Origin of the sequence: Bradyrhizobium sp. CSA112, assembly GCF_029051645.1 — a bacterium.
Taxonomy (GTDB): domain Bacteria; phylum Pseudomonadota; class Alphaproteobacteria; order Rhizobiales; family Xanthobacteraceae; genus Bradyrhizobium.
Genome location: NZ_JAACFS010000062.1, coordinates 1 through 21,976, shown reverse-complemented (window position 1 = coordinate 21,976; position 21,976 = coordinate 1). Strand labels below are relative to the sequence as shown.

Here is a 21,976-nt window from a genome sequence, read left to right as displayed (position 1 = left end):
CTCTCTTGGTCTCCCCCGAATCTTCATGCCTGTGCCGGCTTAACTCGATCGAACCGCCGTGGTACGGACCCGTATGCCCGGTGGTGTGGGAGGGGTGGCGTCGCGAGACGTCCCCCTATCCCGATCAATCCAAATCGATTCGAGCCAAACTCATTCCGCTTTAAATCTTTGGTGTGATGTCTTGCTCGAACTTCTTCACCCAGCTGTCCAATTGCGTGGACATATAGCCATAGTCCGGCAAATAGGCGAACTTGTTGAACTCTTGCTCCGTGAAGTGGATGGCGGCGGTGTCCTCGTTCGGCTTCACCTTCTGGTTCGCCGGTATGCTGCTGACATCCTGGAAGAACAGCTCGCAGTTCTCCTTGCTCACAGTGAAATTGGCGAACTCCATGGCGGCCTTCTTCTTCTTCGAGTTGGCCATGACCACCCAGCCCTGAGTGTAAAGGATCGCCTTCAGTGATGGGTCCGACTTTGTCAACGCCTTCATAGGCATTCTTTTGGCGAGTGCAGAGAGGGCGCCGTTCGCCGCATAGACGATGCTAGTCTCGCCCGTCGAGAGGGAGTTCGTGGCCTCTGAAACCCCCTTAAAGACGCGACCGATATTGCCGGACTTGGCCAACTCCTCGAGGAATTTCCAGCCCGGATCGAGATTGAACTCGTTCCCGCCACGCGCTAGCGCGAGCATCACGAGGGGCGCACATGTGAAGTTAGTCGCGGTGGGCCAGCAGATCTGCCCCTTCAGCTTGGGATTCAGCAGATCCTCGATGGTCTTGATCTCAATGGGACAACGATCGGCGCGCACGGCGAAGAAGCCTCCGTCCACTTCACGCGGGATGTTCTTGATGTTGCCCTTGTCATCCCTGGTCAGCAATCGCTCGGGCACATCCGCCAAATTCGGCACGTCGGCCAAGGTGACTGTTTCTGCCCATCCCTCCTTGATCATGGCCTTAAAGACCGGGGACCAGTTGTTGACCAGGTCATAGGGCGAGTTGGGCCAGGTGGCCTTGATCTTGGCGAGGAGGGTCGCACCTCCGCCGGAGGACAGCTCCCAGGTGATGTCCGCCTTATCCCACTTTGCCGCCACTTTCTTCGAGGCGTTGACCCACGGTGGTCCAAATTCATACGCTGTGAGCTGTTCCTTCGCGTGGGCCTTAGGCACCAAGGGCAAGGATGTGGCGGCAACACCCAGCGCGCCTACTCCTTGGAGGAATTCTCTGCGTTTGAGCTCCATACCTGTTTCTCCTCTCGTTTCGGCGCTCACGCCTTCAGGCGCTCGCGCTCTGCTGAAGTTCGTAGGGCAGGCGGCTTTCTCGAGCAGCCTAGTAAACTCAAAATGTATAGGTGGTCGACGCGCAAAGACCGCATAAATCGGCCTGAGATGATGAAATGCTGCAAAAATAGGGATTTTCTCCCATCTTGGTCTGCTCTGCGTCGAGTCGGCCAAGGCGGGTGGCGCCAACTCGATCAAGGTCCGATGAAGTCGATGCGGCTTACAGATGGCTCAAGCCGGGATCGCGCTGTGCATCGCAAAGGCGCTACCATCGATATAGCGGCCGCCGCCGCGTTAGCCACAGACGAGCATGAAGTCGCCTCGCCACGCGGCTAGTAGCTGGTCACAGTGGTTTTGACTCCTTGGGGTTGTCTGGATAGGCGCGCCCCAGTTTGGCGCGAGCTTTGGCTGTTGTGAACATCCACTTGATACGGGCGCGAGCTTTGCTTCGCTGCTGCTGCGATCTCGTTTCTAAGGCGTTCTGGATCGTCGATCCGTCGGCCGAGACATTGCCCTTAGAGAACGCCCGATCTCGATCTCGACCATGTTGAGCCAACTGGCGTGTTTCGGGGTGTAGTGGAACTCGAGGCGGCGCAGGATGCGGCGGGCCTCGGCAGGGGCAAAAGCCTGGTAGAGAGCGCCGGGGGCATGGATCGACAGATTGTCCTGCACGATACGGATGCAGGCGGCCTTGGGGTAATGGACATCGACGAGTTCACGCATGCAGTGAGCATAATCCACGACGGTGCGCCGTTCGGTGACTTTGGCCTTGCGCCAGGCCCGATGCGGGTCGAAGGCGACGAAGAGATTGACAGTGCCGTTGCGGCGGTACTCGTAATCGTAACGCTTGCGCTTTCCCGGCTCGGGTGGGATCGGCTGGCGCATTTCGCCGATGAGCTGGACGGGGTTTCGCCGAAGCAGACCAGCGGCCGCTCGCGGCGCGCGCCCCCACATAGCGCCGTAGCGAGCGGCTTCGCGGGTGGTCACCGATGATTCGTCGGTAAGGTTCGGATTGCGACATCAACGTGATTCGAGGAACCACCGATGATCGACGGCATGATGAACCTGCGCGCGCTCGTGGAGAAGACCCCTGATGCCGATCTGTTGCGCGAGATGATCGGTTTGCCGCTCACCGACTGATGGAGCTCGAGGTCAAAGGCCTGACCAGGGCAGGTTACGGCAAGGAGAGCCTGGACCCGGCACCGTCGAGCTGCACATTCCCAAGCTGCACACGGGCTCCTACTTCTCCGGCTTCCTCGAGCCGCGGCGGATGGCCGAGAAGGCGCTCACTTACAGGATCTCCAACGCTATTTTCGAAGGTGGCCGAGGAAGTCAAGCACCTCTATCGAATTCTCGACGCGCCAGGCGCGACCGCATCTCACATCGCTTGGCAATCGGCGTTGGGTGGTGCAATCGGGTAAGCGTGATACCGGAGGCCTTTTTCCGTGATGAGTTCTTCGTCTGCGGCTTCACCATTCAGTAACGCGCGTGATGATTGCGGTCCACATTTGTGAACGCGATTCGGGAAACTCGCTGGGGCGGTCGGGACGTAGATTCCGCGCCCGAAAGAAGGTCTGCGTCAAGAGCGACGGATCGGGCGTGGAACTCGCCAACATCAAGATGTCGGTGAATGGCGATCTCGGCGCCCGCCAAGAGGGACGTGCGTTCGGTGACCTCGATCATCTTGCCCAATGGCAAGACCGAGACTCTCGACTTTCAATTCTCCTTTGTGAGGAAGGGTTCCCCGGCCTCTAACAAATAGCCGTTCGCCCGCCGAGGGCGATGCTCTCCGCTCGGCTTGAAGTCACCTCATTCTGCAGTATTGCTGCAATTCTGAGCCGATCTTTGCCGTCATTGGGCGCTGACTCTCTGCTAAGTAATTGCGAACCCTGAGAATAAAGGAGCAGGGCAATGCGTTGAAGGCCGCTCATGTCCGCGAGTGCAGAATTGTGTCGCTCGCGCACTCGCGCAACAAGGAGAGAGATATGGACGACACCCTGTATGGCGCACGTGATAAACGGGGGTACTGGACGCCCAACAGGCGGCCGAAGCGCGCTCCGATCTTCGTCTGGCCAGCGCAGCCGAAAGCATTCCTGCGCTGGCTGTCCGGCTATCTGTGGCCTCACAACGCGATCTACTTTGCGACCGCGCTTGTCTCTTGGTATCTAACCCCTTCGCTGGAAACGATGCGGGAGTTTGGTCTCGGATGGATTTCGCTCATCCTTTTGCGGAATGCTGCGCTTACACTGTTGTTCTATGGCAGTCTCCACACCGTGCTCTACATCCAGCGGCGCCAGCAGACAGAATTTAAATACAATGTTAAGTGGCCCGAGGCGAACAATTCAACGTTCCTGTTTGGAAGCCAGAACGCCGAGAATGTGTTCTGGACAATGTGCAGCGGCGTGCCTGTTTGGACGGCGTATGAAGTGCTCACTTGGTGGATGTCTGCCAACGGGTACATCCCCTACGTCGATTTCCGACAACAGCCGATCTATTTCATCGCCCTGATGGTGCTTGTGCCGATGTGGTATTCACTGCATTTTTATGTGATCCATCGCCTGATCCATATGGGCCCGCTATACCGAATTGTTCACGAGGTTCACCACCGCAACGTCAATCCGGGTCCCTGGTCTGGCCTGTCGATGCACCCGTTTGAGCACATCGTGTACTTCTCCGGCGTGCTGATCTTTTTTCTTGTGCCCTCGAACCCGCTGCACGCAGTATTTTTTCTTTTGCGTTCGGCGCTGGCGCCGGCGAGCGGTCATTCCGGCTTCGACCGGATCGTGACGGGCGATGAAAAATGCATCGACAACGACCACTACATTCATTACCTGCACCACAAGTACTTTGAGGTGAACTACGGCACCGATCTGAAAATCCCGCTGGACGAGTGGTTCGGCACAGCGCATGACGGTTCGCCGGAAGCCGACCAGGCGATGTACAGGCGAATGAAAGCCAAGAAGTATGCGCGCGGCGGATCGCATTGATGGTCGCGAACCCCGGCCCGTACACGCGCATCCCGCGCTGCGTGCGCCGGCAGCTGGCCTTCTGCCGGTGGGCAGCGTCAGTGGTAGCAGATCGTAGCCTCACCGTCGAGGCGGCCGCTATCGACAGCCAGAATTAGAGGAAGCCACATTGACTGCCGCAGCAGAGTGGGTGGTGGCCTGCGCCATCGATACGTTGGATCGGGAAGAGGCGTTCCGCTTCGACCACGGAGGGCGCACGTTTCTGATTGCTCGCTCCCCGGAAGGCGTCTATTTCGCGATTGACGGCCACTGCTCCCACGAGAAGGTCCATCTCGCGGACGGCATTGTCGATGGCCATATCATCGAATGCCCTAAACACTTCGGAACGTTCGATTACCGGACCGGCGAGGCACTCGCGCTGCCCGCATGCATCGACTTGCGCAGCTACGAGGTCAAGGTCGAGGGCGACACCGTCTTCGTCAAGATCTGAGCGGGGCGAGCGCCAGGAGACAGCTTAGTGTCGAAGCACAGTCACTCTGGGCGATGGAACGGCGCCATCCCGACGGGATCGAGCGCTCCATCGAGCATAACCTGACGATGATCAAGGAAGCGGGATTCGACGGCATCAGCACGTCGTGCATCGATCCCACACGTGTCGCCCTGATCGCGCGTGCCCTGGCCGGCACCGGGCTTGCGGTCGAGGGCATGTGCTTCCCGCAGACGATCGATGATCTGAAAGCCGCGATCGACCTCGGTCGGCAACTCGGCGCCTCGCATCTCAACGTCCAGCTCGAGGTCCGGCCGCGCCGCGTCGCGGACTGCATCCCGCTACTAGAAGGCTGGATCAGGCTCACGCAGGAGGCCGGCATGCCGATCTATTTCGAGACGCATCGCAACAGGATGACGACAGATCTCCTGTTCACGCTCGATCTGATCGATCAGGTTCCTGAGATGCGCATGCTGGCGGACCTCTCGCACGTCTTGCTGGGCCGCGGATTCTCGTATCCGATCTCTGACGAAGACGAAGACGAAGACGAAGCGCTAGTGCGACAGGTGCTCGACCGGACATGGGCATTTCACGGCCGCGTCGCATCGCGCGAGCAGATACAGGTTGAGATCACCTTCCCGCAGCACAAACTTTGGCTCTACCTGTTCCTACGTTGGTGGGAATACGGCTTCAAGCGCGGCGGTGCCGACGCGCTTCTCTCCTTCGCATGCGAATTCGGCCCGCGCCCCTATGCAATTACCGATCGCGAGGGTAACGATACCACCGATCGCTGGGAGGAAGCTCTGTTAATCAAGTCCCTGGTGCGGGACTTATTCGACCGTACGGCAGTCGACGCGCAACTCTCTCTCGAACAGGGGTCGCACGCTTGAGCAACGAACCCGCAATAGTGATCGTCGGGGCCGGCGAGGCCGGCACGGCCGCCGCGATCGCCCTGCGCGAGGGCGGCTGGCAGGGCCCGGTCGTCCTGATCGGCAACGAAACTATGCTGCCCTATGAGCGGCCGCCGCTGTCCAAGGCGATCCTGACCGAGGAAATGGATCCTGGACCAAAACTACTCATCACGCACCAGCGTTTGGCTGAGTTGGAAATTGGTTATCTGGAAGGGAGGAGCGTCGAGTCGATAGATCGCGTGGCACACACGGTCACGCTCTCGGACGGAGCGCAGCTGGCCTACGAACGACTGCTGCTGACCACCGGCGCCCACCCCCGTAAATTGAGCATTCCGGCCGCCACAGGAAGCAGAATGGCGACGCTGCGCACGTATGCTGACGCATTGGCTATCCGACGAAACATCGGTCGAGGGTGCGAGCTAGTCGTGATCGGCGGCGGCTTCATCGGACTCGAGGTTGCCGCGAGCGCGGTTTCAAGAGGCGCTTCCGTGACCGTGGTGGAGGCTGGCCCGCGGCTGCTGACGCGGGCAGTCCCGGCGCCCATGGCCGAACTCATCAAGACCAAGCACGAGCGTGCGGGCGCGCGCATCGAGACCGGTGCCATGGTCGAGCATATCGACGCGAATGAGGGTCGCTCCAAAGTCGTGCTCGCGGACGGCCGCACGCACCTCGCCGATCTGGTCCTCATTGCGGTCGGCGCCGTGCCGAACGTCGAACTCGCGCAGGCGGCGGGATTGACTGTCGACAACGGCATCGCGCTGGACGAGATGCTGGCTACCTCGGATCCACACATCTTCGCGGCGGGCGACTGCTGCTCGTTTCCGCATCGCCTTTATGGAGAGCGGATCAGGCTGGAGGCATGGCGCAACGCGCAGCGCCAAGGTGCGGCGGCCGCGGCCAACATATTGGGTGCGAACCGTCCCTACGAGGACGTGCCGTGGTTCTGGTCGGATCAATACGATGAGACGCTTCAAATCGCCGGTCTCTGCCGAGAACAAGACGTCCCAGTAGCGAGGAACCTCGGCGCGAAGGGCCAGTTATTCTTCTACCTGGCCGCCGATCGCCGCTTGGTCGCCGCATGCGCCTTCGGCAGCCTGGGCGCGGTCGCGAAGGAAATACGCTTCGCCGAGATGATGATTGGCAGGCGGCTTGCTCCCAAGGCTGAGGCGCTCGCAGACCCGGCGGTTAGCATGAAATCTCTACTGGTTTAGGATCGAGTTTCCGCATTGCGGACCGGGCTACGCTCGAGGGCAAAAAGCGGCCTGGCCATCTTTAGGTGCATGATAGCGACCAAGCAAAGAACGCCGAAATGGAGATTTACGCGGGGATTAAGTTGCCCTGTAATCATGCTCGGCCACGGGCTCGCCCTGGCTCTGTCAAAGAACGACATACCCATCAAGCAGATCATGCGCCAGACTGGACATAGAAGGAAACTGATTCGCGGTGAAGGTAATGACGTCTTCCGGACTTGGCAAAGTTCGTGGGACCTGCATTTGCCATGGCTCGACGATCAATGGGCGTCCGGCTGTCGAAATGGGGCTGAACTTTGGCGCCGCTTGACAGCGCGTGGCTTCCGAGGGTCGCTCCGCGTCGTCAGCGAGTGGGCGACCCGCAGACGAAGGGCCGAAAAGGCCGACGCACAAAATCTTCAGCGGATTCCGTCGGCCAGAACGATTGCCCGCCTCATGACAATCGGGCGGGGACCTGCGTACGAAAGCGGAAACGTCACGATCTCTGCGGTCGACGCTGGCGTACAAACACTGGTCGAGGCCCGCGAGATCATCGCGGAATTCCACCTGAAAACCGAGGCGGGACTTATTCCATGGATCGAGCGCGCCCGTTACCCTCGTAGCCTCGTTCGCCAGCGGCGTCGCGAAGGAAGAGGCGGCGGCGGCAATCGCTTCACCCTGGTCCAACGGCCAGACTGAAGGTCAGATCACGCGCCTCAAGCTTTTCAGACGTCAAATGTACGGCCGCGGGAAAATCGATCTGCAGAATAGTCCGAGCTGCACCTGCGTCAGAGCCAAATTTGAAGGCCCGATTGACAGTCGTATTGCCCGTGCTGTGGGCGTGAGAGCGGCCGCATTCATAGCCATCATGTCCGCCAACTTGCGCATCTACCATAGCATGGGAAGGTGGTCGAAATCCGGCTTCGCCGGGGTTCGTTGCGCCGAAATACAATCGACCTGCCGCAGTTGTTCGCGAAGTTGCTCTTCGTTCACCCTCGGCGCCACTCCCCAACAAAACGACGCCACCACAGAAACTCGCTGTCCTCAAGCCGCCCGGATGTTCACAAGCTATCAGGATGTGGAAGTCAATCCGGTTCCGATCAATCGACTCAAGCGCCAGTAGAAAATGGCATGTGGATGAGACGTATATCAAGTTGCGCCGGCGACGGACGTATCTCCCTCTGTCCATCGACAGCAAACCCGGTCGAATTCTGGTCAGCGAGCGGCGAAACCTCGCCGAGCAAGGCCTCAAGATGGCATGGTGGGCCCGAGAACATTGTACGTTGACGGCAGCCAGACGAACCGCGAAGCCATCCAATTCTAAGATGCGTGTAGGACCCGATCACGACGCAAGCTCAAGTCCATTCGCATCCGCCAAAGTGCGTATCTGAACAATCGCATCGAGTAGGACCATCGCTTCGTCAAGCGACGAGTCCGGCCAGTGCTCGGGTTTAAGTCGATAGCATCCGCTCGGGGCGATCTTGGGTGGGATCGAGATGGCTCACATGATGCGCAAAGGACAGGTGGAGTACACCCGCAATCCACATCTCTCGCTCGCGGAGCAGTTCGAACTGCTCGCCGCATGACGCGGAGCGAAGTTCGCTTCGTTCCCTTCTTCAGTTAGCATTGGCGACAGAGCAGCGGTGGTGGTTGCGATCTCCGTTCGAGAGCGGCGTGGGTGTCGGCGAGCGACGCGCCGTCTCGACTGCGGATCATTTCCCGCCCGCGTACTCAGTCGTTCGTGAAGAACTCGACTTCAGCTCGGAACGAGCTGAAGTCGGAGGATGAGCTGGACGAGGATTTGGTGCAACAGAAGCTCCAGCCAGCGGATGAGGCGACGGAAGTTGTAGCCGGCGGCGGCGGGACGGCGTTGGTGGCATCGCCCTGCCGATGCCAGAGATAGTTACGGCCCATCCGATGTTCGGATTTGAGATGGCCGATGACCGGCTCGATGGCCGAGCGGCGGCGCATCGCGCGTTTGATCTTGGGCGTCACCCGCCGCTTCTGACCTGATGTGAACACCCTGCACTTGTATTGGGGTGGCACATTGTGACCGCGATAGCCTTTGTCAGCGAGGAGACGCTCGATGATGTTGCCGATGAGCGCCTCCATGTCTGGGATCACGGTTTCAAGCGTGTGGCCGTCATAAGGGTTGCCGGGCAGCGCCTTCACATGGGCGACGAACTGGTCGCCTCTCGCGTGCGATAGCGTGGTGGCGACGGAGACCTTGACCCCGAACTCGTAAGGCCGGTGCGCGCCTTGCCCTTGCCGATGCATTCCACCTCCGGCGCGTGCAGCGAGTAGACCTTCGGACCCCGCTGGTGCTGGTTCTGGTCAAGCACCCGTCGAGCCAGCGCCAGAATGCGTCCGAGAACAATCTCACCGAGCAAGTCGGGGCGGCCTTCGATCTTGCGGGTGATGTCGCGGATGACACGGCCGAGATAGGTTCTGAGCGTCTTCAGGGCCCTGCAGCGCTGATGCTTGATCCAGGGCGAACTTGCCCACCCGGGCATAGGATTGCCGCAACGCGAGGCCCTGCCGCTTTGCCAGCCGGATCAGGATCTCGCGCGCCCGGTTCAAAAGCCGCGCATCGGTCGGGAACATCGCGTTCTTGGGCTGCACGGTGGTGTCGACGATGACGCGGTTGAGGTCAGACGGCTTGATCGCCTTGGTCTTGGTCCCAACCGAGAGGCTCTCTTGCAGCAGCGCTTGCAGCTTCTCCTCGCCCATCCGTTGGCGCCAGCGCGTCAGCGAGGAGCGATCGAACACCAGGCGGTGCTGGAAGAACTCCTCGCCAGAGAAGAACTGGTAAATGGGGTTCTCCACCCAGCGCTCGCACAGCACCTCGTCAGAGAGGTCGTAGATGTGCTTGAGGATGGCAAGTCCCGCCATCAGCCACGTCGGCCGGCCCGGCTTGTCTTCGTAGGCCGCGCCAAACCGCTCCTCGAGGACCAGTCGATCGCCCGCGAAAGCTTCATCAGCGCTTGGTTCATGTCGATGATCACGTCCAGCCGCGAGCGCAATAGATCGGCCTGTCGCTGTGCCGTCGTTCTTTGGGTCGCATCGTCCCCTCCGATGCGACCACGGAATCACGACCCTCGATTCGAGGGAATCGCAAAAATGATTTTGCAAGCTTTCCGGCCTTCAAACCCGAAAAGCTTGCAATCTCAAACGCCGCTCCGCTCCAAAATCGACTCCCGCTCAACCGCTTGGGAGGTTCTTCACGGGCGACTACTCAGGCTAGCGGCCGATGGCTCAGTGCCCAAACCGCAGGATGCGCCCTCGTTTTGCAGAATTTCCCTGATCCGGGGCCGAGTTTCAGGGTTTTTATGCGTGAGTAGCCCTTTACGATCATACGACAAGAACACGCACAACAATCTAATGTTTCCTCACTGACAGCAAGTCGGCGTGACCGGCGAATCTGCGACGATGAGGAAATCGAGCGAATTGCGATCACCGCGGCCAATCGTGAATAATTGCAGCGGCTGGGTCCGGGACTGAAACACAACGCAGAAGGAGATTTTGGAGGTCATGGATCGTGCTGCTGGCGAGCGATGGACTGATGGCGGAAGCGATTGCTGGTGCGGTTGGCAAGAGCCTGCTGACCGTCCGCCGCTGGCGCCATCCTGAATTCGCTAAAAAATGCTGAATCAAGAAGAACATCATGGCTGTCCTCGCCGCCTTCTTAGAGAGGGTGAGAGAGGAATCGATGGCGGTCCAAATCGTCGGCAGTCCCGATGGCATGTCGTTGCGGATCAAGCTGCAGCGGGTCCAGCGGCGGCGCAAGCTGAAAGCTTTCACTCTCGTTCTGCCACTCCTGCTGTTCATGCTGATCGCCCGTCTTGCCGACCGGCCGGATGATGTTCAACGCGATCCATGACGATACGCTGTTGACGCTCATGCCGCGAACCACACGAGCGCTAAGCGCTTGGGACGGCAAGGACCTGCCCGACGAGAATGACCTGGGAGGAGGACAATGAAAACAGTCTATGTAGTCGGTACCTGCGACACCAAGGGCGGCGAACTGCGGTATCTCCGGAACTGTATTCGAGATGCCGGCTGTCAGGTCGTTCTGGTCGATGTTTCGGTATCTGACTTGCAAAGCGACATTCAAGATGTCGACGTTCATCCAGCGGAGGTGGCGCGCTTCCATCCGGATCTACCGAAGGGCGAGGAACTCAGGGATCGCGGCAAGGCAGTTGCCGCCATGTCGCAGGCATTCGTTGAGTTCATCCGATCTCGACATGACGTGGACGGCATCATCGGTGCTGGCGGCTCCGGGGGAACTGCCTTGATCGCGCCAGCTATGCGCGCTCTTCCCATCGGCACCCCGAAGGTGCTCGTTTCGACGGTCGCGTCTGGGAGTGTCGCGCCATATGTGGGGCCGACCGACATCAGCATGATGTATTCGGTGACCGACGTATCCGGCTTGAACCGAATTTCGCGGGTGGTCCTCGCCAATGCGGCCCACTCTATTGCCGGAATGGTGCTCAACAAGCTCGACGCGGCTCGCGACGACAAGCGGGCAATTGGGCTGACAATGTTCGGTGTCACAACACCGTGCGTCCAGGCCGTGACCAGGGTGCTGGAGAAAAGCTTCGACTGTCTGGTGTTTCACGCCACGGGAACTGGAGGACAATCGTTCGAGAAGCTCGCCGACTCCAGACTGCTGGCAGGTGGAATTGATGTCACCACCACCGAGGTGGGTGACTACCTCGTGGGCGGAGTTTTCCCCTGTACATCCGACCGCTTCGGTGCCTTCGCCCGAACCGGGCTGCCCTACGTGGGCTCCTGCGGCGCGCTCGATATGGTCAACTTTGGGGCAATGGAGACGGTTCCTAGCCAGTTTCGCGGTCGTCGGCTGCACGTGCACAATCCCCAGGTGACACTGATGCGCACGACGCCTGATGAATGCAACAGGATCGGTGAATGGATCGGAGAGCGACTTAACCTCTGTACCGGGCCAGTGCGCTTTCTGATTCCTGACCTGGGTGTCTCGGCGATCGATGCGCCGGGCCAGCCCTTCCACGACCCTGAAGCCGACGCTGCCCTGTTCTCAGCGCTTGAGCGCACGCTGCGTCGCACCGACCAGCGACAGCTGACCCGCGTCGCTCTTCACATAAACGATCCGCAATTTGCGGAACTGCTTGTTGCAAACTTCCAAGAGGTCCTTCGTGAGCACTGAGATTTGCGCGAAACGTCGCACCCGGTCGGAGCTGATCGACCGTTTCCAGAAGATGATCCGGGCCGGAGAGCCGATCATAGGCGGGGGCGCCGGGACCGGCCTATCCGCCAAGAGCGAAGAAGCCGGTGATATTGATCTCATCGTCATATACAATTCGGGCCGCTATCGCATGGCCGGCCGTGGCTCGCTTGCCGGCCTTCTCGCCTACGGAAATGCCAATCAGATCGTCGTCGACATGGCCCGCGAGGTCCTGCCCATCGTAAGGCGGACTCCGGTTCTTGCTGGAGTCAACGGCACTGATCCATTCGTCGTCATGTCAAGCTTCTTACGCGAACTGAAGCAGATCGGGTTCGCCGGCGTACAGAACTTCCCAACCGTCGGTCTGATCGATGGAGTGTTCCGCCAAAACCTCGAAGAGACTGGGATGAGCTATGCGCAGGAAGTCGATATGATCGCAGAGGCCAACAAACTCGATCTGTTGACTACACCATACGTATTTAGTCCGGAAAATGCGAAAGCAATGGCGGAGGCCGGGGCGGATATCCTCGTGTGCCATATGGGGCTGACCACCGGTGGCGCGATTGGTGCTCGTTCAGGCAAGTCCCTGGATCAAAGTGTCGTTCTGATTAACCAGTGCATCGAGGCGGCGCGAGAGTTTCGCGACGATATCATTATTCTCTGCCATGGTGGTCCGATTGCCAATCCGGAAGATGCTCGATTCATTCTCGATGCCTGCCCGGGGTGCCACGGATTCTACGGAGCAAGCAGCATGGAGCGGTTGCCTACCGAGGAGGCGATCAAGTCCCAGACGCTCGCCTTCAAGGCAATCCGACGCAATACAATTTGAGAAAGGAAACAAAAGGATGATCATGCGCGACCTCAATAGCGTCATTCTTTCCAATCCCACGAAAGCCGATCGGGTCAATGCTGATTGGATCAAAAGGGGCGCCGCTCTGTTAGAGACCAAGGGGACGACTACCATTGTGCATGGTGGTCCATCATTTCGGGAAGACCTGCGATCGGTTCTGCCTCGTGCCGATCTGCTTCTGGTGAGCCCGTGGACGGTACCAGACTTTTTCCTGGATGATGCTTTCCTCCATAGCGCCCCCCGGCTTAAGGCAATTGGGGGAACGTTCGACAACCGCTTTACGGGTTTTCTATCGCTAGATGCACTGACCGCACGCGGGATCGTATTGATCGACACCTCGCGCTCAATGACGCCCACGGTCGCGGAATTTGCACTGGCTCAAACTCTCAATCTATTGCGCGACATTCCTGCAGCGGTCGCACTCATGCGAGCTGGAGGCTGGAAGGCATCTTCGTGGGACACACTTGGACACGTGTATGGCGATCTCGCTGGCAAGAGAATCGGGCTGGCGGGCTGCGGCAGCATCAACAAACGCTATCACCAGCTTATCAGCGGCTTCGGCTGCCCTACCGCCGTCTACGATCCGGCTCTCGACAAGTCCGCTGCGGAACGCCTGGGACTGATTTATACAGATTCGCTCGAAGAACTCGCAGCATTCTCGGAGATATTCGTTGTAGGCATTCCACCGCTCGAATCGTCGCTTCGCGCGATCGGCAAGACGGTTTTCGATGCGCTACCCGTTGGTGCCCTCTTCATACTCGTTAGCCGCATGGCCGTTGTTGACGAGCCGGCGCTGTGGGACGCTGTCAACGACCGCCGTCTCAGGGCCGCGATCGACGTCTTTAGCAATGAGCCTGTGGCCCCCGATGCACCATACCGGTTCCTTCCCAACGTGCTGACGACGCCGCACATTGCTGGAGAGGCATTCTACTGTCACGATCGCTGCTTCTACGATGCGTGTAGCGACTGCCTTGCCGTTATCGAAGGTCAGCCGCGGCGTTATGAGGTGACCCGTATTGATGAGACCATGTATGCGCGGGTAGACATCAGGGGGAGCGCGATGGAGCGCAAGTAATGGCAGCGCCTTGTGTCTGATGTGGCCGACCGGCATCGCGTCCCAATCAAACCCTGCGATGTCCTCGTCTACATGTGGTGTCTTGTCAGTTGTTTGACGCGGGCTCTCGCAACGCGCCACCTGTGTAACGCCTTGACAGCTGGTTGGTAGTTCTGCCGCGCGGTCAACAGTTTCTATGGACTAAGCAGCATGGAGCGGTTGCCCACCGAGGAGGCGGTGGAGTTCTAAACGCTCCCCTTCAAGGCAATCCGCCGCCAAAAAGCCTGACTACAGAAAGGAAAGGAATAAGATGTCCGTCTTCAGAAGTGGAGAACAGCCGCCGGGCTGGTGCGAGCTCATGAGCTTCGAGTTATTTGAACTCAGTGCGCAGCCCCGGGCGATAGCGGTCACAGCCGAAAAGCAGCGTCTACTCGTCACGCGTGGAAAGTGCCGGTTAGCGAGTGGGAAGGGAGCGCAAGTGCTCTCTGAAGGTCAGTTCTGGGACATGGATAAGGCCAACGGTCCCTTTACAGCGGACGTCGGCGATGGCACGGCGCAGGTCCTCATCTTCTGCGGCAGGTGGGGCACTGAGTTGGGCGGATGCGGCATTTTCAGGCTAACTCCGAGCACTCCAGCTTGGGCAAAGGGAGATCCGGTTAACTATCCTAAGTCGACTAATTTCGACTCGCACTATCACGACTGTGATGAATACTGGGTGATCCTTGAGGGGGCAGGTACGGTCGTTGTCGGATCGCGCAGCTTCGAAGTCGAGGCGGGTGACTGCGTGCCCATCGGCATGGGACACCATCACGATCTTCCTCAGGTTCGGGCCGATATAAAGGCTGCGTATTTCGAGACAACGCTCGAAGGCAAGAAGCGATTTGGGCATCTTTGGGAGCACAAGCACGGACCTGCTGTGGTTCGCGCGGAGCGGGTGTGATTCTGCCTCAGGTTTAAGCCTATTGTGAAGGGAACATTCATGGGCTGTAAGGTCCTGCATATCGGAGCCGGCGGGTATGGAGAGCGCTGGTGCGATACATTTCTGCCGTCAAACGTCACAGATGGGACGATAGAGGTGGTCGGCCTGGTAGATATCGATGTCCATGCCCTGGAACGGGGCAGGAGGCACCTTGGTCTGAAGACGGAGCAGTGCTTCACCTCCGCACAAGAGGCTTTCCGGGCGGTGGACGCCGACTTCTGCAGCATCGTGATCCCTCCTGCTCTGCACGAGTCAATCGTCGATCTGGCCGTTGCTCGGGGCATGCATATCCTGTCAGAGAAGCCGATCGCTGACACAATGGAGGCTTCCGTCCGGATCGCTGACAAGGTGAAAGCGGCCGGCCGTAAGATGGCGGTAACCATGAGTCACCGGTTTGATCAAGACAAGGCCACCCTGAAAGAATTGGTCAGTGCGGGCGCTCTGGGCCGGGTGAACACGGTCTCATGTCGGTCTCTTTGCGACTTCCGAATTTATGATTCGTGGAGCCGTTTTCGCCACGAAATGATCCATCCTATGCTGATCGAGGGCGCGGTGCATCACCTCGACATCATGGCGGATCTGGCCGGGGCTCACTGCACGTCCATTTTTGCCCGTACTTGGAAGCCGGAATGGGCAGAATATAAGGGCGACACAGACGTCATAGCACTCATGGACTTCGCCAATGGCGCGTATGGAATATACGAAGGGTCCTCAGCACAATCCACGGGGCTCAACCCCTGGGGCTTTGAATACTTTCGGGTCGAGACGACGTACGGGACGGCTATCCTCGATCATCGCGAGCTCGAGGTATTCCATCGGGATTCGAAGCGAATCTACCAAAAGAGCCGGCAGGGGGAAGGGCAGCAGGTGTCGCTGCTTGCTGGGAAAAAGTGGAAGAATGCATTGTTGATCGAGCAATTCTGCAAGTGGCTCGATGGTGACCCACCGTTGGTTACGAACATCGAGGACAACCTGCAGTCCGTTGCGATGGTATTCGGCGCGATTGAGAGTGCACGTATGGGCAAGCCTGTCAAAGTACAGGAATTCCTCCAATCCTTTCGAGAGGGTGCTCCAATTGCATTATAGTTAGGTGTACGATCACCTCATAATGGCTGATCTCATCTTTGGTTCAGGGCAACCACCTCCTGCAGCATCCGCTCCGCACACGCGAGATCGGAGATCGTCGCTACCCTTAAAGCTACTCTGCAAAAGCCTAACACTACGCTCGTGGGTGCTGCTATCGGCACGGGGTTGGCCACCCAGGCGGCCTCGCGGGGCGGCGCAGACTTTATCCTCGCCCATAGACGCCGGGCGCTTGCGTAGCATGGGCGCGCCCTCGATCTTTTCTTTGCTCGCTTTGCGCCAGAGCAATGACTTCGTCATGGAATTCGCCCGGCCAGAGATCCTGCCCTTCGCCAACGTCCCGGTCTTCTTTGGGGCCTGTGCTTTCGATCCCGGCGCCCGATAGAAGCTGAGCTGGAAAGAATTGCGGATGCGGGCTTCGGCGGGATTTTAAACTTCCCCACCTCCATCTTCCTCGATGGACGTTTTCGGGCCGATATCGAGAGCGCAGGGCTTGGATTCCAGCGGGAGCTCGAAATGCTCCGTGCCGGTCAGAAGAGAAGCATGGCAACTCTCGCCTATGTGCGAACAGTGGCAGAGGCTCAGCAGGCTGCACAGGCCGGCATGGACATTATCAATCTCAATCTAGGCTGGAATGTTGGAGGCACTGTGGGCAGCCGCACCGGGCTCACCCTGATCCAAGCGGCTGAGCATGCGAAGATCGTCTTCCGTCAGATATGGGCTATTTCAGGAGATGCACTCTGCGTCTTGGAGGGCGGTCCCGCCGTCACTCCCGAACAAATGTACGAGGTTTCGGCATTTTCCAAGGCGGACGGTTACATTGGCGACTCCATCATTGACCGGGTACCGCTCGAGACTTCGATGGAGCAGGTTACATCGGCCTTCAAATCAGTAGGCACGTTGCAAAGACGAATCGATGAATTGGAGCGTCAGCTTGAGTATGTGCAGCGCGAATACTCGATCGTGGGCAGATCACCATCGATCCAGCAGATGGGCTTGTTGGTGTCCCCGCCTTTGCGGCTCGGGTCAGAGCAGGTCCCAATCTGCAAAAACGCGCCAATCTTTGCAGGCTTTCACCGGTCCCAGCCCAATTTGCGCGGTCTTCTCGCATTCGACCCCGCTATATACTGCTCAAGGTAGCCCGCCTCTCGAACCTCAGTAGGAACGCATTAGGGCCATTAAGGAAAGGGGATTGAGTTGAAACGAACAGAAATCGCCGACGGCTACGACAACGAGTTCTACAATCAACCCGAGGCGCCGAAAGCATTGCAGATTCTCGAGGCGCTGGAGCAAGCCGGCGTCACGCACATGGTCGCGCTGGCGGATAACTGGACCGTCCGCCTTCATGAGCTTATTGCCTCAGGCAAGTCTTCGATTAAACTCGTGCACACATGTCGGGAAGGCGAGAATGTTCCGATCGCGGCGGGCCTGCTGACGGCCGGCAAAAAGCCTGTCCTCATGATGCAGAACTCTGGCTTCCACGAGTCCCTCGACTCGGTGCGGTTCGGGATCGAATTTGGTCTCCCCCTCGTGACTCTGATCGGGTACCGAGGATGGGGGAACGGTAGCCCGAACATTAGGGGGCGCTTTACCGAACCCACTCTTCGCGCATGGGACATCCCGTATGAGATCCTCGATGACGCGAAGAAGATCAGCGCGATCGGTCGTGCGCTCGAGCTAGCCGAGCGAAGGCAGGGGCCCACTGCGTTGCTATTTCCTGGTATTGGTGGCCGCCCCGCCACTAAAGACGAAAATTCGTCCGCAATTTTAGCCAAGCAAGCGCGGATGGATTATCTGGAAAGCCTGCGTTGTCTCGCGTCCCATCGCACGGATCAGCTGGTCATTACGCATGAGACTGCAGACCGAGTGTGGCCGTTGATCTCGAAGCAGGAGGAACTCGATGTCGTGGGCCTTGGTCTTATGAGCAAAGCGGGCTCTCTCGGTCTTGGCATCGCCATGGCACACCCGGATCGGAAAGTGTGGGTTTTGGACGGCGACGGCTCGTTGGCTATGAACCTCGGCTGTCTTGCGACTGAGGCCGACGTGCGTCCCCGAAACCTCGTCCACTTCGTGATTCAAAATTTTGAATACGAAATCACCGCCAAGCAAGCGTTCCCAATGGCTGACGGTATCGACTTCGCGGCGATCGCGCGCGCTTGCGGTATCCCTCGCGCTTTTACGTTTGACGATATTGGCGAGCTCAAGCGAGGGCTGCCAGAGGTGCTATCTGGCGACGATCTGACGTTCGTTTCACTGAAGGTAAAGCCGGCCGGCAAACAAGCGGGACCCCACCGCCAATTGATGCCGGAAGGCTTGAAATACCTTCGTACATTGTTGGCGGGGACCTGAGTCGCCTCGTCCATCGGAGGAGGCGGGATCCATTGCTGGGAAGAGAGAAAGAACCCGCTCGAATAGCGTCACATCTCGGCCGATCCGGCCGCGATGTCTTTGGTTAGAGCGGAGACGCAAGCCGGCCCGCAACGATCAGCGCTCTTCTCCAAAACCCCGCGTCAGATTAAGGCTTGCGCGGACGTCTCCCCATAGCTGGGTTGCACAGCAGTGGCCTGTAATCTCATTTATCAACTAAGTGACCGCCGAGAGCGCAAAATGTAAACTCGTCTTCGCCTAACACGCCTCAATCGGCAATATTGCAGTCATACTGCGAGCCTCAGGGCTCCTGCGCGTCGCAAAATGGCTCGGCTTGCTGTGCCTCACTACGCGCAGGAATCTGTAGCAACGTTGCCATCTTTGCAGGGTTTCTCCGGTTGGGCAGCGGTTTACGCGGCCTTTTTGCGCCAAACCCACATTATGTGTGCCTCGTCGGATTGCTATCGGGGAGCGGCTTACAAACTAGAACGTTTGCGAGCGCGTAAAGGCCATAGCCCGCAACGAAGGAGAAGGATATGGACCTCAAACGCAGGCAACTCCTCCAAGTAACAGCCGCGCTGGGAGTTGCCAGGTCGACGACCTTCGGTGAGATCGGGGCCGCGTGGCCCAATGAGCCCTCTAAGATTGCTAAAAGGTCACAAAGGTGAATATCACCCGGCGAGTCGATGTGCCCGCATCTCCGGAGGAGGCCTGGCGGTTCGTGGCCGATCTGCCCTCTGTCCTCCCGTGCATCCCCGGCGTGCGAGTGGGCGACCGTTTGAGGGACGGCAGCTACAACGCGTCGATCGTCGCGAGCGCCGGCGACTTCACCGTCACCTTCAACGGCGTTGCGAGCATCGAAATCGGAGCCGACCGGACCGCGATCATCCGCGCTAAAGGGAGTGATGCCGCCGGGTTGATCAGTGCCGAAGCGGAAGTGAGGGGGCAGGTCGTTGGCGTATCGTCCGACGCTCGGGTGAGTGTGCTCGATATACAAGGGCGATTCGACTTTTCCGGCGTGTTCGCGCTCGCCGCTCGCGCGAGTGCGGGCCCAGCCGTGGCGTTCCTCATGAGGAAGTTCGGTGCGAACGTAGCGGCTGCGGTGCATTGTCCTGTAAGTGATGCGGCGGTTCAAGAGCCGTATCCGGGAACTGACGAGCTGGATGCGGGGCATCAGCATGGAACGCATGGTCGAGCAGCTCACGCACTATTTGCGTGGCTTCCACGGTTGTTCCGGAAAGTGCGAGACGGCTTCGGTGTTGCACGGTCTTGAGGGGCCGTCTAGCGCGGGTGCAGTCCGTGCCGATTCCGGTCGATGCCAGGGCGTGCGCGCGGCGCATGAATAGGCCTAGTCTAGTTTCTGTCGCGAAACGCCCGGATTTGGGGGCGCCGATCCAAGTTATGCCGATGGATTGGGCACAAAATGAAGGAGAGCAACGGGACCGGCAAGCTCGGGACAGATGATTTTTGAGTTGGTTTCAGGTATTGCGCGCCGGCTGTCAGCTTGAGATGCGCTGAGCCGTGGCCACTTTGAGTGACCGGGGCAGGCCTACGGGTCTATCAAGCAGCTTTTCGCCTGCGCGACGATCCTGCCATCAGCATTGCCGCAATCCTCATGAGATTGTTGGCGAGCACCGCGGCGCCGACCCACAGTTCGAAGCGGTCACGTCCCTCGGCGAGACAGCGCTTCATGCCGCGGCCTCGGAACAGCACGGAGATGCGTCCCTCGATGCCGGCGCGAAAGCGTTGACCATTCTTGAAGCCACGCTCTTTTCGTACGCCTCACGTCGTCCCGTCCTCTTGCCACCACGCTGAGGAATGCACACCACCTTTACGCCGGCGTGCTTGCACGAGGCAAGGTTCTGCTCGCTGAAGAAGCCACGATCCGAGCCATACAGCTGCGGGGCACGGCCAAAGGCCTGCCTGTGGCGCTGGAGGGAAGATGCCACATGAACCTCGTCGGGCGGATTGCCTTTCAGCACCTCGTATTGCGTGATCAGACCCTCCGCGCTTTCGGCGAGGAAGACTTTGTGGCCGAACTCGACCGGCGTGCGCACCTTGCCGCGTTTGATCAGGTCGGTATGGGGCTCGAAGATGGAATAAATCTTCTCGTCGGTAGCTACCTGCTCACCAAAGAGCACACGATGACGTGCCTGATCGATGACACGATCTCCCAGCCCGCAGAAGTGCTCGATCTGACTGCGCAGTTCCTCGATGGCCATGTCGGCGAACATGTCCTTGCCGCGCATCGTGCGGGTCCTCTCGAGCCCCGCGCGTGCGTTTCCTACGACCTCCTCGGCAATGTCGATGAGCGCCCGGTATATCCGGGTCTGCTGCTCGTGACGCTGCCTCGTCGTCATGCGCTGGATCTCGTACATCCGGCGCCGCGCCGCGCGCGTGCGGTCGCAAAAGCCCTTGATTCTTCGCAATTCCAGCGCTTTGGCCAGACGGCGGACCAAGCGTGTGACGACGCGGACCACATCCCATAGCAACGTGTTGTCGGTCGGATGATGAATGTCGGTCTGCACCACCGTAGTGTCGACCCGCAGCTTCGTGCCATCCTCCAATCCGAGCTCGACCGCTGCCCGAACCACCAAATCGTTGACCGCTTTCAGCGTTTGTGGGGTCAGACGGATGAAGCCACGCTGGAAGGCGTCGTGCTCTTCGGCACCGGCGCGCAGTAGAAGTCGGTGAACTGACGAAGCGTCAATCCATCTGCGATGCGTTCACGCAACTCGCGATAGTCCCAGTTCTTGAGCCGCATCAGAACCAGCGAGCGCAGAACCTGTGTCGCCGTCAATCCGTGACGACCGCTATCTGGCTGCTTCAGGCCACGCACCAGATCCCGCCGGACACGCTCGATGACGTCCCGCTGGTCGTCGAGAAAGCCGGATATCGCCTCCAGCAGCGGCTCCAGGCGAATGCCCTGATCACGTTGCCGCATCAGCTCCCAATCGGCAAAGCTGATCTGTCGCGCTGTCGCTCTCACACCGCTCGGCTCTTCTTGCTTTTGGATGCTTCGGCGCGCTGTCGCTTCAGCGCTTTGATGTATCGCGGTGCCGCCTGGTGCAGCAGATCCTGCAGAGCGCGCCCGTTGTCCAGGCTGCGCTGAACCTCCGGCACAAGCTCTTCCGGCACGTAGACGGCAACGCGACGCCCGTTCGCGCGACCGTAGAGCACATAACTTTGATGCTGTTCGCCAGACTGGCACGCAGGGCAATTCTTGCGGATGCACCGGCTACGACGCAGGCTCAGCGAACCCAGAAGCGCAGGCCAGAGATTCGTCGATTCGCTTCGCAGCCAGCGCGCGACATCCGAAGGCGATTCCGAATCAACATGCTTCATATGAAGAATGTGATACCATGCACATGTACGCCGCAAGAAAAAACGTGCTCGAAAATCGCGAAATAGCTCCTATTTTAAAGGGCGAAATGTCTTTCGCGACAGAAACTAGACGACCGATTCCATGAAACCTGCGCTGATGGAGCAGGCTGAATTGGTGGAACGGACGGGCTGTTGGCGGATTCCTCGTTTGCGGTCGGCGAAACGAGGAGCTGTATCATGGCAGGATGGCGGC

18 protein-coding genes and 5 pseudogenes are annotated in these 21,976 nt (G+C 59.1%); 16 read left to right on the top strand and 7 right to left on the bottom strand.

Annotation, left to right across the window (positions count from 1 at the left end; translation table 11 throughout):
* Window positions 1-160 precede the first annotated feature (160 nt).
* Both GWE18_RS40490 and GWE18_RS40485 read right to left on the bottom strand, forming a co-directional pair.
* Entirely contained in the window at window positions 161-1,231 is a 1,071-nt protein-coding gene (locus GWE18_RS40490; RefSeq protein WP_275191093.1) for an extracellular solute-binding protein, read from the bottom strand.
* 382 nt (window positions 1,232-1,613) lie between these two features.
* Window positions 1,614-2,205 (bottom strand): annotated as a pseudogene (locus GWE18_RS40485) (IS630 family transposase); the annotation flags it as partial.
* Between the two features lie 109 nt (window positions 2,206-2,314).
* Here GWE18_RS40485 and GWE18_RS40480 point away from each other — a divergent pair.
* The 7 genes and pseudogenes from GWE18_RS40480 to GWE18_RS40450 form a co-directional block, all read left to right on the top strand.
* Window positions 2,315-2,561 (top strand): annotated as a pseudogene (locus GWE18_RS40480) (IS256 family transposase); the annotation flags it as partial.
* 694 nt (window positions 2,562-3,255) lie between these two features.
* The gene (locus GWE18_RS40475; RefSeq protein ID WP_275191092.1) at window positions 3,256-4,257 is read left to right on the top strand and encodes a sterol desaturase family protein; all 1,002 of its coding nucleotides are present in this window, start codon (window positions 3,256-3,258) and stop codon (window positions 4,255-4,257) included.
* Between the two features lie 148 nt (window positions 4,258-4,405).
* The gene (locus GWE18_RS40470) at window positions 4,406-4,726 is read left to right on the top strand and encodes a MocE family 2Fe-2S type ferredoxin (protein ID WP_275191091.1); all 321 of its coding nucleotides are present in this window, start codon (window positions 4,406-4,408) and stop codon (window positions 4,724-4,726) included.
* Between the two features lie 53 nt (window positions 4,727-4,779).
* Window positions 4,780-5,613, top strand: coding sequence for a sugar phosphate isomerase/epimerase (locus GWE18_RS40465; RefSeq protein WP_275191090.1), 834 nt, complete (start codon window positions 4,780-4,782; stop codon window positions 5,611-5,613).
* Complete coding sequence (locus GWE18_RS40460) at window positions 5,610-6,845, top strand: FAD-dependent oxidoreductase (RefSeq protein WP_275191089.1); 1,236 nt, start codon at window positions 5,610-5,612, stop codon at window positions 6,843-6,845. The genes GWE18_RS40465 and GWE18_RS40460 overlap by 4 nt, the downstream gene beginning before the upstream one ends.
* A gap of 135 nt (window positions 6,846-6,980) precedes the next feature.
* On the top strand, window positions 6,981-7,562 hold the full coding sequence (locus GWE18_RS40455; protein ID WP_275191088.1) for a hypothetical protein: 582 nt from the start codon (window positions 6,981-6,983) through the stop codon (window positions 7,560-7,562).
* Between the two features lie 419 nt (window positions 7,563-7,981).
* A pseudogene (locus GWE18_RS40450) lies at window positions 7,982-8,449 on the top strand (DDE-type integrase/transposase/recombinase); the annotation flags it as partial.
* Window positions 8,450-8,619: 170 nt separating this feature from the next.
* Here GWE18_RS40450 and GWE18_RS40445 read toward each other — a convergent pair.
* Window positions 8,620-9,940, bottom strand: a pseudogene (locus GWE18_RS40445) (IS5 family transposase).
* Window positions 9,941-10,527: 587 nt separating this feature from the next.
* Between GWE18_RS40445 and GWE18_RS40440 the strand changes: the two are divergent.
* The 9 genes and pseudogenes from GWE18_RS40440 (at window position 10,528) to GWE18_RS40400 (ending at window position 19,672) form a co-directional block, all read left to right on the top strand.
* Window positions 10,528-10,743: a hypothetical protein gene (locus GWE18_RS40440; protein ID WP_275191087.1), complete on the top strand. Its 216-nt coding sequence runs from the start codon at window positions 10,528-10,530 to the stop codon at window positions 10,741-10,743.
* 96 nt (window positions 10,744-10,839) lie between these two features.
* A complete protein-coding gene (locus GWE18_RS40435; RefSeq protein ID WP_275191086.1) occupies window positions 10,840-12,048 on the top strand; it encodes a Tm-1-like ATP-binding domain-containing protein in 1,209 nt (402 codons plus the stop codon).
* Window positions 12,038-12,895 (top strand): phosphoenolpyruvate hydrolase family protein, encoded by an 858-nt coding sequence (locus tag GWE18_RS40430; protein WP_275191085.1) that lies wholly within the window; start codon window positions 12,038-12,040, stop codon window positions 12,893-12,895. Before GWE18_RS40435 ends, GWE18_RS40430 begins: the two co-directional genes overlap by 11 nt.
* A 16-nt stretch (window positions 12,896-12,911) precedes the next feature.
* The gene (locus GWE18_RS40425) at window positions 12,912-13,991 is read left to right on the top strand and encodes an NAD(P)-dependent oxidoreductase (RefSeq protein WP_275191084.1); all 1,080 of its coding nucleotides are present in this window, start codon (window positions 12,912-12,914) and stop codon (window positions 13,989-13,991) included.
* Window positions 13,992-14,280: 289 nt separating this feature from the next.
* Entirely contained in the window at window positions 14,281-14,910 is a 630-nt protein-coding gene (locus GWE18_RS40420) for a cupin domain-containing protein (RefSeq protein ID WP_275191083.1), read from the top strand.
* Between the two features lie 39 nt (window positions 14,911-14,949).
* The gene (locus tag GWE18_RS40415; RefSeq protein WP_275191082.1) at window positions 14,950-16,035 is read left to right on the top strand and encodes a Gfo/Idh/MocA family oxidoreductase; all 1,086 of its coding nucleotides are present in this window, start codon (window positions 14,950-14,952) and stop codon (window positions 16,033-16,035) included.
* A 22-nt stretch (window positions 16,036-16,057) separates the two neighbouring features.
* Window positions 16,058-17,172, top strand: a pseudogene (locus GWE18_RS40410) (phosphoenolpyruvate hydrolase family protein).
* 57 nt (window positions 17,173-17,229) lie between these two features.
* Complete coding sequence (locus GWE18_RS40405) at window positions 17,230-18,381, top strand: thiamine pyrophosphate-dependent enzyme (RefSeq protein ID WP_275191081.1); 1,152 nt, start codon at window positions 17,230-17,232, stop codon at window positions 18,379-18,381.
* 682 nt (window positions 18,382-19,063) lie between these two features.
* Window positions 19,064-19,672 carry an SRPBCC domain-containing protein gene (locus GWE18_RS40400; protein WP_342804345.1) on the top strand — a complete coding sequence of 203 codons (609 nt, stop codon included), beginning with the start codon at window positions 19,064-19,066 and terminating at the stop codon, window positions 19,670-19,672.
* A gap of 287 nt (window positions 19,673-19,959) precedes the next feature.
* Here GWE18_RS40400 and GWE18_RS40395 read toward each other — a convergent pair whose 3' ends face one another.
* From GWE18_RS40395 to GWE18_RS40380, 4 genes are read right to left on the bottom strand one after another with little or no spacing between them, the layout of a single operon-like run.
* Window positions 19,960-20,091, bottom strand: a complete 132-nt coding sequence (locus tag GWE18_RS40395) for a hypothetical protein (protein WP_275191080.1) — start codon at window positions 20,089-20,091, stop codon at window positions 19,960-19,962.
* Window positions 20,088-20,966 carry a hypothetical protein gene (locus tag GWE18_RS40390; protein ID WP_275191079.1) on the bottom strand — a complete coding sequence of 293 codons (879 nt, stop codon included), beginning with the start codon at window positions 20,964-20,966 and terminating at the stop codon, window positions 20,088-20,090. Before GWE18_RS40390 ends, GWE18_RS40395 begins: the two co-directional genes overlap by 4 nt.
* Window positions 20,967-21,025: 59 nt before the next feature.
* Window positions 21,026-21,343: a hypothetical protein gene (locus GWE18_RS40385; RefSeq protein ID WP_275191078.1), complete on the bottom strand. Its 318-nt coding sequence runs from the start codon at window positions 21,341-21,343 to the stop codon at window positions 21,026-21,028.
* A 41-nt stretch (window positions 21,344-21,384) separates the two neighbouring features.
* Entirely contained in the window at window positions 21,385-21,744 is a 360-nt protein-coding gene (locus tag GWE18_RS40380) for a DUF6788 family protein (RefSeq protein WP_275191077.1), read from the bottom strand.
* Window positions 21,745-21,976: the final 232 nt, after the last annotated feature.

Excerpts from the sequence above, each read along its gene's own strand:
- GWE18_RS40490 (WP_275191093.1), bottom strand. The coding sequence starts at position 1,231 with ATGGAGCTCAAACGCAGAGAATTCCTCCAAGGAGTAGGCGCGCTGGGT.
- GWE18_RS40475 (WP_275191092.1), top strand. The coding sequence starts at position 3,256 with ATGGACGACACCCTGTATGGCGCACGTGATAAACGGGGGTACTGGACG.
- GWE18_RS40465 (WP_275191090.1), top strand. The coding sequence starts at position 4,780 with ATGGAACGGCGCCATCCCGACGGGATCGAGCGCTCCATCGAGCATAAC.
- GWE18_RS40455 (WP_275191088.1), top strand. The coding sequence starts at position 6,981 with ATGCTCGGCCACGGGCTCGCCCTGGCTCTGTCAAAGAACGACATACCC.
- GWE18_RS40440 (WP_275191087.1), top strand. The coding sequence starts at position 10,528 with ATGGCTGTCCTCGCCGCCTTCTTAGAGAGGGTGAGAGAGGAATCGATG.
- GWE18_RS40435 (WP_275191086.1), top strand. The coding sequence starts at position 10,840 with ATGAAAACAGTCTATGTAGTCGGTACCTGCGACACCAAGGGCGGCGAA.
- GWE18_RS40425 (WP_275191084.1), top strand. The coding sequence starts at position 12,912 with ATGATCATGCGCGACCTCAATAGCGTCATTCTTTCCAATCCCACGAAA.
- GWE18_RS40420 (WP_275191083.1), top strand. The coding sequence starts at position 14,281 with ATGTCCGTCTTCAGAAGTGGAGAACAGCCGCCGGGCTGGTGCGAGCTC.
- GWE18_RS40415 (WP_275191082.1), top strand. The coding sequence starts at position 14,950 with ATGGGCTGTAAGGTCCTGCATATCGGAGCCGGCGGGTATGGAGAGCGC.
- GWE18_RS40395 (WP_275191080.1), bottom strand. The coding sequence starts at position 20,091 with ATGAAGCGCTGTCTCGCCGAGGGACGTGACCGCTTCGAACTGTGGGTC.
- GWE18_RS40385 (WP_275191078.1), bottom strand. The coding sequence starts at position 21,343 with ATGCGGCAACGTGATCAGGGCATTCGCCTGGAGCCGCTGCTGGAGGCG.
- GWE18_RS40380 (WP_275191077.1), bottom strand. The coding sequence starts at position 21,744 with ATGAAGCATGTTGATTCGGAATCGCCTTCGGATGTCGCGCGCTGGCTG.